Here is a 13,717-nt window from a genome sequence, read left to right on the forward strand (position 1 = left end):
GGGTCGGGATCGGCGGTTTTGGTATCCGGTGCGGCGGGTGCTGACACCGCCCCGCCGCCATTGCGGCTGCGTTGCACGGGATCTTGCGGCTTCTCCTTGGAGATCACCGCGATCACCTCGCCCACCGGGGCCTCCTCGCCCGCCTCGGCCAACAGAGCCGCCACAAAGCCATCCTGCCCGGCCTCAACCTCGACGGTGGATTTGTCGGTTTCCACCTCAAACAGCACGTCGCCAGCCGCGACCTCATCACCGGGCGCCTTATGCCACGCGACGATCAAGCCGCTGTCTTGCGCCATGCCGAGCGCGGGCATGATCACCTCATGCGGCATGGATCATCTCCCCCGACATCAGCTTGCGCGCCTTCTCGACCACCGCCTCCGGGGTGGGCACGGTCAGATCCTCGAGCGCAGGCGTGAAGGGCACCGGCACATCCATCGCCCCCATGCGCAGCACAGGCGCGTCCAGATGATAAAAGGCCTTCTCATTGATCCGCCCGGCAATTTCGCCGGTGACGCCATAGCTCTGATGGCCCTCGTCGACGACGATCACACGCGAGGTTTTTTTGGCGGAGTTGATCAGCGTGTCCTCATCAAGCGGCACAATAGTGCGCGGGTCGATCACTTCGGCGCTGATGCCCTCCTTGGCGAGGATCTCGGCGGCGGCTTCGCAGACCTGCACCATGGATGACGTGCCGATCAGGGTGATGTCGGTCCCCTCGCGCAGGATGTTAGCCTCACCGAAGGGGATCAGATATTCCTCCTCGGGCACCGGGGCCTTGTCGTTGTACATCAGCTTGTCTTCGAAGATCACAACCGGGTTGTTGTCGCGGATCGCGGTCTTCATCAGCCCCTTGGCCTCATAGGCGGACGAGGGCATTGCCACCTTCAGCCCCGGAATATGCGCCACCAGCGCGTGCAGCGATTGCGAGTGCTGCGCCGCCGAGCGCCGGGTTGCGCCCAGATTGGTGCGCAGGACCAAAGGCGCGCTCATCTTGCCGCCGGACATGTAATGGGTCTTGGCAGCCTGATTGCAGAGCTGATCCATGATCAAATAGATGAAATCGCCAAACATCAGGTCCACAACGGGGCGGGTGCCGGTCATCGCCGCCCCCACGGCCAGCCCCATAAATCCGGGCTCTGCGATGGGGGTGTCGACCACGCGGCTGGTGCCGAATTCCTCGACCAGACCGCTCAGCACCTTAAAGGGTGTGCCCGCCTCGGCCACATCCTCGCCAATGATGAACACGGTCTCATCGCGGCGCATTTCCTCGGCCAGCGCCTCGTTGACCGCTTGGGATAGGGTAATCTCTCGCATGTCGCTCTCCTCAGGCCAGCGCGTGTTTGACATCGGTGAAGACGTGCATGTCGACCTCGGATTCGTCGGGGTATCCGGCCTCCAGCGCGTAAGTCACCGCCGCTTCGGCATCCTTGCGCACCGCGTCATTGAGGGCCTCGATCTCGTCTTCAGTGGCGATGCCTTGTTCCACCAGCCAGCTGCGGAAACGGGTGATCGGATCGCGGTTCTCCTTCCAATCCTTCTCTTCTTCCTTGGAGCGGTAATATTCGCGGTTGATGTCGCCGACGTGGTGGCCGTGATAGCGATAGGTCATCAGCTCCATGAAAAACGGCCCCTCGCCTTTGCGGGCGCGGGCCACCAGCTGTTCGGTCAGCTCATTCACGGCGAGCACATCCTGGCCGTCCACCTGATGTGCCTCGATGCCAAAGGCCTCGGCGCGGGCGGTGATGGAACCCGCCGCGATTTCATCGGTGCGGGTGTATTCCGAGTAGCCGTTGTTTTCGCAGGCATAAATCACCGGTAGCTTCCACAGCGCGGCCATGTTCATGACCTCATACATCAGCCCCTGTGCGGTGGCGCCATCGCCAAAGAAACAGACCGTCACATCGTCTTTGCCCAAGAGTTTCGCGGTAAAGGCCGACCCCGTCGCAATCCCCATGGAGCCACCGACAATGGCATTTGCGCCAAGGTTGCCATTGGACTGATCGGCGATATGCATGCTGCCGCCCTTGCCCCGGCAATAGCCCTCTTCCTTGCCCAGAAGCTCGCAGAACATCTCCTTGAACGCGGCCCCTTTGGCGACGCAATGGCCGTGGCCGCGGTGGGTTGAGGTGATCTTGTCGGTGATCTTCAGCGCCTCGCAGATGCCAACGGCCACGGCCTCCTCGCCGGAGTACATATGCGTCAGCCCCGGCATTTTGGCCGAGAGGTACAGTTGGTTGGCGTTGTCCTCAAACGTGCGGATGCGGACCATCTGGCGATACATGCGCAGATAGTCTTCGGTGTTCGATGCTGTCTTGGCGGGACTCATGGGATCTCTCTTTAGAAAAAGTGCCCGGACCCGCAGGACCGAGCAGTCTTCGGGGGAGGTTAGTAACGGTTGGCGATCGGCAGCTCTTCGGCAGGGAACAGCGAAATCACCTCGCAGCCGGTGTCTGTCACCACCACCTCTTCTTCGATCCGCGCGGCAGAATAGCCGTCGCTGGCCGGGCAATAGGTTTCCAGCGCAAAGACCATGCCGGTCTGGATTTCCATCGGTTTGTCGAGGCTGACCGCGCGCGAAATGATGGGTCGTTCGTGCAGCGCCAGACCTAGCCCGTGGCCGAATTGCAGACCAAAGGCCGACAGTTCATCCGGGAAGCCGAACTCCTCGGCCTTGGGCCAGAGCTTGGCGACCTGATCGGTGGTCACGCCCGGCTTGATCGCTTGAATTGACGCATCAATCCATTCGCGCGCCTTGACGTAGGCATCGACCTGCGCAGGCGTCGATTTGCCGATGTTGAAGGTCCGGTAGTAGCAGGTGCGATAGCCCTGATAGCTTTGCAGGATATCAAAGAACGCCTGATCGCCGGGGCGGAACATGCGATCGGTGAAGTTATGCGGATGCGGGTTGCAGCGCTCGCCCGAAATGGCATTGATCGCCTCCACATCGTCCGAGCCCCACTCGTAGAGGAGCTTGTTGGACATGGCGACAATCTCGTTTTCGCGCACGCCCGGTTTCAGCTCCTCGTAGATCATGTGGTAAACGCCATCGACCATGCTGGCGGCCTGCGTCAAAAGCTGGATCTCGTCCCAATTCTTGATCTCGCGCGCGGAGAGCATGATCTGCTGACCGTCCACCACATTCAGACCGGCCTCTTTCAGGGCCTCAAACATGGCGGTTTCGGCATAATCCACGCCCACCGGCATGCCTTTCATGCCCGCGTCCTCAATGAGGCCCGCGATGTCTTCGGCGTATTTCTTCATCAGGCCAAAGCTCGGCGGGATGGTGCCGCGCATGCCGACAACGCCCGCGTGGCAATGATCCGGCACCAACCAGTCGGAGTATTTGCGGTGATGCACCGCAGCAGAGCCAAAGTCCCAGACATGCGGCGCGTCATCGCCAGTGAGCAGGGCAAAGCGGCACATCTTGTCGCGTTCCCACTCGCCGATCTTGGTCGAGGTCACATAGCGGATGTTGTTGACATCAAACAGCAAAAGCGAGCCTGCGCTGCTTTTCCTCAGTGCCTCGCGGGTGCGGCTCAGCCGGTAGCGGCGCAGCCGGTCGTGATCGACGCGGCGCTCGAAATCCACTTGTGTCGGGCCCCATGCGGGCAGGCGGCCTTCCCATTGCCAATTGGGCTCCAGATCCTGCGGTGTCAGGACGTTCGGGGTCAGTGCGCGAGACATAGCTCCTCCTTCGGGTATGCGCTCGCACACCCGTTTATCGCGTAATTTCAGTTTGTTAGTGTGTTACTGGATGCACCAGCCGCCATCGATGTGGATCATCTGGCCGGTCATGTAATCGCTGTCGTCCGAGACGAGGAAGGACGCGGTGCCCACGATATCCTTGGGGTAGGACACGCGTTTGATCTGCAAGGCATCGCGGGCGATATCGTCATAGGCCTGACCTTCGCGCTCCTTGAAACCGATCTCGACCAGATCCTTGTCGAGTTGTTCCCAGAGCGGCGTCACCACCACGCCCGGCGCATAGCCGTTGACGGTGATATTATGCTCCGACAGGCCAATCGCCCCGCAATGGGTCAGCGCCAGACAGCCGTATTTCGAGGTACAATACACGGTCACGTCCACCAGCGGTTTGCGCGACGCAATGCTACCCACGTTGATGAGCTTGTAGGGGTGATCCGCCATCGGCCCTTGCGCGATCATCTGGCGGGCGGTCTCCTGCATGCCCAGCCACATCGCCTTGGTGTTGACGTTCATAATCATGTCCCAGTTGTCCTCATCGATATCCATGAAGAACCGGGGCTTGTTGAGACCAGCGTTGAACAGGCCGACATTGATGGAGCCAAAAGCATCCACGGTCGCCTTGACGGCGGCGGCGTTGTCCGCGCGTTTGGTCACATCCATCCGAATGGCGATCGCCTTGCCGTTTCCGGCGGCGTTGATCTTGTCGGCCAGCCCCTGCGCCTCACCACCGTCGAGATCACCGATGCAGACATTTGCCCCCTGCGCCGCAAAGGCTTCGGCATTGGTCGCCCCCATGCCACGGGCCGCACCCGTAATTAGAATGTTTTTACCTTTCAAGCGGTTGGGGTCCATGATCTCTCCTCCTAGAGTCGCTATGTTCTTTGTGTTGCAATCAGGGCATCGGCCCGTGCCTGCGCCTGTCGCAGGGCCTCGCGCGGGGGGATGACCCCGCGCAGCATGTCGTGAAATTCCTCGCCACAGATGCGGATGATCTGGCCGATCTCCGGCACCGGCGGGCGCGGCCAGAATTGCAGCTCATCGCGCCAGGACATCGCGTCGACCGCCTCAAAGATCTGCGAGGTCCGCCGCACCTCGGGGTCCGAACCTACCGAGTACCGCGGATTGGTCCGGCTGCCGTGCTGCACAAAAAGCTTCTGCGCCTCAGGCGAGGTAAACACCATCAGCGCCTCGACGGCGGCGGGAATGCGGTCGGGCGCCAGATTGGCCGGAATGCCCATGACGTAGCCGCCCACCGGGGCAATTGGGTTGCCGCCCGCACCTGCGGGATGCGGCAGATAGCCAGTCTGACCATAAGCGGGCGAGCTTTCGTCCAGCTCGAAATATGGGGCCAGCAGCGTATAGCCGTAGGCCATGGCGATATTGCCCGCCGCATAGGGGCGCACCCGCTCGTACCAGGACATCGACAGGATGTCGGGCGGCGAATATTGCAGCAGTTCCAACAGGTATTCCGCCGCCAGAAGCCCCGCAGGCGTGTCGATGGTGGCGCGGTACGTCCGATCCGCCAGCCCGTCGGTGTCAAACCCGCCGGCGTTGGCAGGCAGGTCCAGAACCGGCTGGCCGAAATCCGCCATCGTCATCAAGGCCGTATGCCCCAGCGCCGTGCCGCGCGCCGCATTCCACGCAATGCCATAGCGGCCATGGCGCGGGTCATGCAGCGCCCGCGCGGCGTGCAACAGCGCATCAGTGGTCGCGGGGGGCTCCAGCCCCGCCTCGGCAAAGAGGTCGCGGCGATAGAACAGCAACTCCGGCGTGGTCTGCGCCGGCACCCCATAGGCCCGCCCGCCCCAATGCGCCGCTTTCCATCCCGCCGTGTGGAAATCCGCCGTATCCAGCCGGGCCACATCCATCACCTGATCGAGCGGCATCAGCACGTCTTTGGTGGCAAACTCTCCGATCCAGGGCAGATCAACGGCGATAATGTCGTAGCGGCTGGCGGCGCGGTCCGCATTGCGCAGGGCCTCTTCGCGCAGCCGGTCGATGGAAAACGCGCGCTGGCTGATCTGAACCCCGATCACCTGTTCAAACTGGCGTTTCAGGTTCTCCATCACCATAAAGGTCGGATCCCCATGCACCAGCACCCGCAGGCCGCCCGACACTTTCAACGGCTCGCTGCGCACCCGCATCGGCAGGATCGACTGCGCGGCAGAATAGCTGCCGCCAAAGTAGTAGTCCTTGCTCTCCTGCCCGCGATGACGCCCCCCGAACCGCGCTTCGGCCATGCGCCGCACGCGGCTTGAGAGACGAATCCACTGGTCCAGCAGCTTGTCGCTGGGATGCATCGAGAAACTCTTGCCGGATTTGGTGCGCGGGCGCTGCTCAATAAGGCCCGCCTCCACCATTTCCTTCATCCGGCGGGTGGCGGTCGCATAGGGCACCCGGCTGGCCCCGATCAGCGATGTGGGGGTGATGGTCTTGGCCTCGAAATGCCCCTTAATCAGATGCATCGCCATGCGCAGATGGGCATTTGGCACGTAAACATCGAGCGTATCTTCCAGCTCATCGCTCAGCTCTTCGAGCAGAGACAACGCCCCAAGCGCCTCGGATTTCGCCTCAGGCGACACCGGGCCGATCTGGTCATGTCTGGCGAAGGCATTCATCGGCGCGGTGGACCTTTTGCGATACAGAGGATTGCGGGGTTTCGTGATTTTATCCGGATTGGATGATGCGGAGTCGCTCACGGGCTTTCCTTTCGAAGATGTCCAAACTGACACACGCAGCGTAGCGCGAAGGTATCCAAATTGGACATCAAAACATCCATAATGGATATTTTCGCTACATTTTGGGTGACGCAGACTTGGCATTGTGCTCGAAGTCATCCGGTCGTCCGGGTGGTCCATTGGCGTCCGGGAGGGGCGCTCGGGACTGGAGGAAGTCTCGGGAAAAACGGGAGGAGATCAAAATATGAATATTCGAACCATGCTTGCCGCAAGCACCGCGATCCTGCTGGCGGGTGCAGCATCCGCCGACACCATGAAGATCGGCATCACCCAGAACAACGTGGGTGTGGACAGCTATCAGACCACATACGAGAAGGCTTTCATCGCCGCGGCCGATGCCAATGCAGACATTGAGGCCGTGGTTCTGGACGCAGGCGGCGACGTGGCTCGCCAGATTGCGCAGATGGAAGACCTGATCCAGCAAGAGGTCGATGCGATCATCATCTGGCCCACCAATGGCGAGGCCGTGATCCCCGCTGTGCGCAAGGCACAGAAAGCAGGTATTCCGGTGGTTGTCACCAATTCCAACATTGCCGAGGCGGGCTTTGACTTCATCAAGTCCTTCTCCGGCCCCGACAACATCACCCAAGGCGCGCGCTCGGCAGAGATCATGTGCGACAAGTTCAAGGACATGGGCATCGCGGATGAGGCGCAGGTGGTCCATATCACCGGCCAGCCCGGCTACACCACCGCCATTGAACGTGCCAAGGGGTTTGAGGACCGCCTGCCCGAGGTCTGCCCGAATGTGACCATCGTCGACACCCAGCCGGGCGACTGGAACCGCGAGAAATCGCAGCAGGTGATGGAAGCCTTCCTTGTGAAATACGACGACATCGACGGCGTCTACGCGGGCGATGACAATATGGGCGTCGGGGCTCTCAACGCCGCCAAGGCTGCGGGCCGTGACGGCATCATCTTTGTCGGAGCCACCAACTTTGCCGTGGGGTATGAGGCCATGGCAGCGGGGGATTACTGGGGGTCCATCTATCAGTCGCCGGTGGATGATGCCGAGGCCGCGCTGCAAACCGCCGTCGACATCCTGTCGGGCAAGGACATCCCCTTCCTGAACTACTTCGACACGCCGAAGATCACGCAGGACAATATGGACGAGTTCACCAAACCCGTCTTTTAAGGCGCATCATGTGGGGCGCGTCTGCCGGGTGCAGGCGCCCCATATGGCATTTCCCAAAATCGAGATTTGGAAGGGGCACGCCTATGGGACGTGTATCGGATCGCGTCTGCCTTGTGACGGGGGCAGCGCAGGGCATCGGCCGCGCCATTTCCGAGGCGCTGCTGCGCGAGGGCGCACAGGTCTGTCTGGCCGACATCAACGGCGACAAAGTGGCCGAGGTGGCCCGGAGTTTTGCCGCGGATCATCCCGGTCGCGTCACCTCCGCCCCGGTGGATGTCACCGATCGTGCACAGGTGCAGGCGATGATCGCCCATACGGTTGCAACCTTTGGTCGGCTGGATGTGAAATTCAACAACGCGGGCGTCAACCGGCCGATGAATTTTCTGGACGTGACCGAGGAAAACTGGAACTTCATCATGGGCATCAACGGCTTGGGCTGTATGATCGGCATGCAGGAAGCTGCCCGCCAGATGATTGCCCAAGGTCAGGGCGGCAAGATCATCAACACCGCCTCGGTGGCCAGCCGTCAGGGTTTTGACAATGTAGCCCCCTATTGTGCCTCGAAATGGGCAGTGGTGTCGCTCACCCAATCGGGCGCACGGGATCTGGCGAAACATAACATTACCGTCACCGGCTTTGCGCCCGGTGTTGTGGCCACGGAAATGTGGGAGCAGGTTGATCAGGATCTGATGGAGATCGGCGCGTCCGAGCGCCCCGGAGAGGCGATGGAGACCTTCTCGGCGGATATCCTCAAGGGACGTGTGGCCACGCCCGAGGATATCACCGGAACCACCACGTTTCTGGCCTCTCGGGACAGCGACTACATGACCGGACAGATCGTCATGATCGACGGGGGCATGACCCTCGTGTGACCGGCGACAAGGCAGGAGGAGCCGATGCCCGAGACATCACAACACGCCCAGAATCCAAGGGAGGGGATGATGGCAACACTGAGCAAAGAGCAAATCGGACGTGTCCTTGCCAAGCAAGGCATCCTGATTGCTTTCGCGATCTTTCTGGTCGCCTTTACCATCGCCAACCCCAAATTCCTGTCCGTTGATAATGTGTTCAGCGTGGTGCGTTCCTCCGCCATTCTCGGCGTGATGGCGCTTGGCGTCACCTTTGTGGTGATCAGTGGCAATCTCGATCTGTCGGTGGGGTCGATGATGTCGTTTTCCACCATCGTGGTGCTGGATCTGCACGACACGCTCGGACCATTGCTGGCGATCCCGGCGATGTTTGCGATGACGATGGCGCTGGGGGCCTTGATCGGGTTTCTGGTGGGCTACCTGCGGCTCAATTCGCTGATTGTGACGCTGGGGATGCTCTCGGCCATTCACGGGCTGACGCTCACCTATTCGGGCGGGCAGAACATGGATATCGCCGACAAGGAAGGCACGTGGTTCGGCGTCTTTGGACAGGGCAGCGCCCTTGGCATCCCGGTGCCGATCCTGATCTTTGCGCTCTTGGCGGCCTTGCTGGGGCTGGTCCTCGGCAAGACCCCATTTGGCCGCAAGATCTATGCAGTGGGGGGCAATGGCACCGCTGCGACCTTCTCGGGCATCCGCCGCGCCCGGACGGTGTTCAGCTGCTATCTGATCTCTTCGGCCTGTGTGGCCACCGCTGGGCTTATGCAGGCGAGCCGCTCTCTGGGGTCGCAAAACACCGTGGGCCAGGGGCTGGAACTTGAGGTGCTCGCCGCTGTGATCCTTGGCGGGGCGTCACTGATGGGGGGATCAGGGACGATCTTCAAAACCGTGATTGGCGTGCTGATCCTCGGATTTATCCAGAACGGTCTGCTGCTTCTGGGCCTGCAATTCTACGTCCAGTTCGTGGTGACATGGGTCATCATCATCCTTGCTGTCTGGCTCGATATCGCGGCCAAGCGCGGCAAGCTCTGGTCGCCAATCGCATAAGGGAAGGAAGAGCCCATGCAACCGGGTGCATTGTCCAAGGCGCTGAAAAACGGCGCAATCTGGGGCTTCATCGTGCTGGAGCTGATCTTCTTCAGCGTGGCGGGCGAGTTTCTGTCACTCTCCGACAAGGCCTTTATGGATTTTGAAAACATGCTGCTTTTGCTGAAGCAGTCCGCCCCCATCGGGATCATTGCGATGGGCATGACCATCGTCATGGTGAACGGCAATATCGACCTCAGCGTCGGGGCCACCTTTGCGATTGCCGCGATCGTGCTGCTGGACAGTATGACGTGGCCGATCTTCGCGGGACTGGGCGACTGGGTGATCCCGGTGGCGTGGCTCTTGGCGCTGACGGTCGGCACGCTTCTGGGGGCGCTCAACGGGCTTATTGTGTGGAAAACCGGGGTTGATGCCTTCATCGTGACGCTGGGGTCGATGCTGGGCTATCGCGGCATCGTCTTTATGTTCAACGGCGAGAACCCGACCTCGCATCTGAACTGGACGCTGGTGGATTTTGCCGAGGCGCAATTTCTTGGCCTGCACACCGCCACATGGTTCCTGCTGGCGGTGACGCTGGCGATCTGGTTCCTGATGGCGCGCACCGTGCATGGGCGCAACGCCTATGCCATTGGCGACAACCGCGACGCCGCCGTGAATGCCGGTATCCGCGTTGGCCCACATATGATGGTCAACTTCGCCATCATCGGCTTTCTCGCAGCGCTTTCAGCAGTGGTGTTTTATTCCGAAAGCGGCTCGGTCAATCCCAATGACGGCCAGCTTTATGAACTCTGGGTGATTACGGCCGTGGTCCTTGGCGGCACCAAAATCACCGGCGGCGCGGGATCGGTGATCGGCACCTTCGGCGGTGTCATCGCGATCCAGTTGTTGCGCAAGGGGCTGGGCCATATCGGCGCCGATACCTCCACCGTGAACCTGGTGATCGGCCTCATTCTCATTGCGGTGCTGTTTCTTGATCGTCAACTCAACGTCAAAGGCAAAGAGGAACTGAAGGTATGAGTGATCCGGTTCTGCGTCTCGAAAACATCGTCAAAACCTTCCCCGGTGTGCGGGCGCTGGACGGGGTGTCCTTTTCGGTGATGCCGGGCGAGGTACACGCCCTCATGGGGGAAAACGGTGCGGGCAAATCCACCCTGATGAAGGTGCTCGGCGGCATTCACCAGCCCGATAGCGGCCACATCTACATGGGCAACCATAAGGCGGTGATGGCCGGCCCCTTGGAGGCCAAGGCCAAGGGCATCGTTTTTATCCATCAGGAGCTGAGCCTCGCCGAAGAGCTCTCGGTGGCGGAAAACATCTACCTCGGGGAGCTGCCGCGCAAAAGCTTTGGCCGGGTGGACTGGCCCCGCCTTGCAGCAAACGCCAATGCGATCCTGAAAAAACTGAACGTGGGCTTTGATGCCAAGGCCCGTGTGGGCGATCTGTCGATTGCCAATCAACAGATGGTCGAAATCGCCCGCGCGCTCACTGTGGACGCCAAAGCGGTGATCTTTGACGAACCCACCGCCTCGCTGACGGATGCGGAAAAGGTGGTGCTCTTTGACGTGATCGCGGATCTGCAACGCGAGGGCGTCGGGATCATCTATATTTCGCACCGCATGGAAGAGATCTTTAAGATCACCGACCGCATCACCGTGCTGCGCGACGGGCAGTATCAGGGCACAGTCGAGACCGCCAACACCAATGAGGAAGCCGTCACCCAGATGATGATCGGGCGCAAGCTGGACCTCTCTCGCAACGCCGCGCATCACGAACTGGGCGATGTGGCATTGGAGGTGCGGGGCCTCAGCTGCGGCAAGCTGTTTCACGATGTGAGCTTTGAGGTGCGCCGGGGCGAGGTTCTGGGCTTTTACGGTCTGGTGGGCGCGGGTCGCACAGAGATTGCCGAGACGCTCTTTGGCCTGCGCGACCCGTCCGCCGGGCAGATCCTGCTCGATGGGCGCGAGGTGCGGATCACCTCTCCGGTGGAGGCCATCAATATGGGCATCTCTTTGGTGCCAGAGGACCGCAAAGGTCAGGGTCTCGTGCTGGGCATGAACTGTCGCGATAACATGACCCTGCCGCAGGTGGATGACCTGAAGGCCGGGCCGTTTGTGGCCGAAGGCGCGGAAATCGCGATCTTTGATCAGTATCGCGACCGGCTCGACATTCGCACCCCCGGCTGGCGGCAGCAGGTGGGCAACCTGTCCGGCGGCAATCAGCAAAAGATCGTCATCGGCAAATGGCTGTCGATGCACCCCAATGTGCTGATCGTGGACGAACCCACGCGCGGTATCGACGTGGGCAGCAAATCCGAGATTCACAAACTGCTGCGAGAGTTGGCCGCACAGGGCTATGCGGTGATCGTCATCAGCTCCGAGATGCCGGAGGTGCTGCATGTCTCCGACCGGATCGCGGCGATGTATTCAGGCCGCATCATGCGCAGCTTCACCGCGGAGGAGGTCACCGAGGACAGCCTGATCCAAGCAATCTCGGGCCTCGGTGGCGAGCAGGTCGCCTGACGTCAGAGCGTCGCACCGAGATCGTCCAGAACGCCACCCCATCGACTGCGGGTGGCGTTTTTGTCTCGCGCTGCAGCGCAGCATAAACCCGCCCAAAAATTACTCACCCGCGCCCCTGCCCGCTCAAAACGAGGGCATTTCCGTGCATCGCCCGCCGCCCTCAGCAAAACGCCTTGCTCGAAAATGTCGCTGCGAGGAGCGTTGAAACACCCGCAAAACAAGGCGTCAAAGCCCTTGGCGGGTGTGTGACGACCAGCGAATTGCCACTCGGTCTGGCCGCCACACGGATGCAACGAAAACACATTGCGCGCATATCCTGCCGAATTGCCCCCTGAAGGGCAAGCGCAGGGTCAGGCGCGACGGGAGACAGCTATGAAATCCGCAAAAACACTTCTGGCCAGCACAGCCGCTCTGGCAACCATGAGCCTTGCCGCACATGCCGCCGATTGCCCCATCAAGGTGGGCGTGCTGCACTCGCTCTCTGGCACGATGGCCATTTCCGAGACCACGCTCAAAGATACCGTCCTGATGCTCATCGACGAGCAAAACGCCAAGGGCGGCGTTTTGGGCTGCGAGCTGGAGGCCGCAGTGGTGGACCCGGCTTCTGACTGGCCGCTCTTTGCGGAAAAAGCGCGCGAATTGCTGAGCGTGCATGAGGTCGATGTGATCTTTGGCAACTGGACGTCCGTCAGCCGCAAATCGGTGCTGCCCGTCATCGAGGAACTCAATGGGCTTTTGTTCTACCCGGTGCAGTATGAGGGCGAGGAAAGCTCCAAGAATGTGTTTTACACCGGTGCTGCGCCCAACCAGCAAGCGATCCCCGCAACGGATTACTTCCTTGATGAGCTTGGGGTGGAGAAATTCGCGCTTTTGGGTACCGACTACGTCTATCCTCGCACCACCAACAACATCCTTGAGAGCTACCTGCAGTCCAAGGGCATCGCAGCAGAAGACATCTTTGTGAACTACACGCCCTTTGGTCACTCTGATTGGTCCAAGATCGTCGCCGATGTGGTCGCGCTGGGGGCCGATGGTAAAAAGGTCGGCGTGATCTCGACCATCAATGGCGATGCCAATATCGGCTTTTACAAGGAACTCGCGGCTGCTGGCATCTCCGCCGATGACATCCCCGTGGTGGCCTTCTCGGTGGGCGAGGAAGAACTCTCCGGTCTCGATACCTCCAACCTCGTCGGCCATCTGGCGGCGTGGAACTACTTTCAATCCGCCGAAAGCGATGCCAACGATGCCTTTGTCGCCAAGTGGAAAGAGGTCATGGGCGAGGACCGTGTGACCAATGACCCGATGGAGGCACATTACATCGGCTTTAACATGTGGGTGCAGGCCGTAGAGGCCGCTGGCACCACCGATGTGGATGCGGTGCGCAGCGCGATGTACGGGCAGGAGTTCCCGAACCTCACCGGTGGTATGGCCAAAATGCTGCCCAACCACCACCTCGCCAAACCGGTTCTGATCGGCGAAATCCTCGAGGATGGCCAGTTCGACATCATCAGCCAGACCACCGAGGTGGCGGGCGATGCATGGACCGATTTCCTGCCTGAATCGGCTGTGCTGACCTCCGATTGGGAAAAACTGGGCTGCGGGATGTACAACACCCAGACCGAGACCTGCGTTCAGATCAAATCAAACTACTGATCGAACGTCGCATTCAGGGAGAGGCCGCTGCGGCCTCTCCGCTTGGTTCCGGGA

The 13,717-nt window shown here is 60.7% G+C and carries 12 protein-coding genes; 6 read left to right on the forward strand and 6 right to left on the reverse strand.

Annotated elements, in window-relative coordinates; translation table 11 throughout:
* From UB90_RS08885 to UB90_RS08910, 6 genes are all read right to left on the reverse strand, one after another.
* Window positions 1-329: biotin/lipoyl-containing protein (locus tag UB90_RS08885; RefSeq protein ID WP_328585764.1), on the reverse strand; the 329-nt coding region annotated here is incomplete at its 3' end.
* Window positions 319-1,314, reverse strand: a complete 996-nt coding sequence (locus UB90_RS08890; protein ID WP_065325207.1) for an alpha-ketoacid dehydrogenase subunit beta — start codon at window positions 1,312-1,314, stop codon at window positions 319-321. The genes UB90_RS08885 and UB90_RS08890, both read right to left, overlap by 11 nt.
* A gap of 10 nt (window positions 1,315-1,324) precedes the next feature.
* A complete protein-coding gene (locus UB90_RS08895; RefSeq protein WP_065325206.1) occupies window positions 1,325-2,326 on the reverse strand; it encodes a thiamine pyrophosphate-dependent dehydrogenase E1 component subunit alpha in 1,002 nt (333 codons plus the stop codon).
* Window positions 2,327-2,385: 59 nt separating this feature from the next.
* A complete protein-coding gene (locus UB90_RS08900; protein WP_065325205.1) occupies window positions 2,386-3,684 on the reverse strand; it encodes a M24 family metallopeptidase in 1,299 nt (432 codons plus the stop codon).
* 63 nt (window positions 3,685-3,747) lie between these two features.
* Window positions 3,748-4,557: an SDR family NAD(P)-dependent oxidoreductase gene (locus tag UB90_RS08905; RefSeq protein WP_065325204.1), complete on the reverse strand. Its 810-nt coding sequence runs from the start codon at window positions 4,555-4,557 to the stop codon at window positions 3,748-3,750.
* Window positions 4,558-4,577: 20 nt separating this feature from the next.
* A complete protein-coding gene (locus UB90_RS08910) occupies window positions 4,578-6,323 on the reverse strand; it encodes an ABC transporter substrate-binding protein (RefSeq protein ID WP_074712635.1) in 1,746 nt (581 codons plus the stop codon).
* Between the two features lie 304 nt (window positions 6,324-6,627).
* On the opposite strand from UB90_RS08910, the gene UB90_RS08915 reads away from it, so the two are divergent.
* The 6 genes from UB90_RS08915 (at window position 6,628) to urtA (ending at window position 13,663) form a co-directional block, all read left to right on the forward strand.
* The gene (locus tag UB90_RS08915) at window positions 6,628-7,575 is read left to right on the forward strand and encodes a sugar ABC transporter substrate-binding protein (protein WP_065325202.1); all 948 of its coding nucleotides are present in this window, start codon (window positions 6,628-6,630) and stop codon (window positions 7,573-7,575) included.
* 83 nt (window positions 7,576-7,658) lie between these two features.
* Window positions 7,659-8,447, forward strand: coding sequence for an SDR family NAD(P)-dependent oxidoreductase (locus UB90_RS08920; RefSeq protein WP_065325201.1), 789 nt, complete (start codon window positions 7,659-7,661; stop codon window positions 8,445-8,447).
* Between the two features lie 69 nt (window positions 8,448-8,516).
* Entirely contained in the window at window positions 8,517-9,491 is a 975-nt protein-coding gene (locus tag UB90_RS08925) for an ABC transporter permease (RefSeq protein ID WP_040642648.1), read from the forward strand.
* A 15-nt stretch (window positions 9,492-9,506) separates the two neighbouring features.
* Complete coding sequence (locus UB90_RS08930) at window positions 9,507-10,508, forward strand: ABC transporter permease (RefSeq protein WP_005625641.1); 1,002 nt, start codon at window positions 9,507-9,509, stop codon at window positions 10,506-10,508.
* Window positions 10,505-12,010 (forward strand): sugar ABC transporter ATP-binding protein, encoded by a 1,506-nt coding sequence (locus UB90_RS08935; RefSeq protein WP_065325200.1) that lies wholly within the window; start codon window positions 10,505-10,507, stop codon window positions 12,008-12,010. The genes UB90_RS08930 and UB90_RS08935 overlap by 4 nt, the downstream gene beginning before the upstream one ends.
* A gap of 372 nt (window positions 12,011-12,382) precedes the next feature.
* Window positions 12,383-13,663, forward strand: a complete 1,281-nt coding sequence (gene urtA / locus UB90_RS08940) for an urea ABC transporter substrate-binding protein (RefSeq protein WP_065323545.1) — start codon at window positions 12,383-12,385, stop codon at window positions 13,661-13,663.
* Window positions 13,664-13,717: the final 54 nt, after the last annotated feature.

It is taken from the genome of Tritonibacter mobilis, assembly GCF_001681715.1.
GTDB lineage: Bacteria > Pseudomonadota > Alphaproteobacteria > Rhodobacterales > Rhodobacteraceae > Epibacterium > Epibacterium mobile.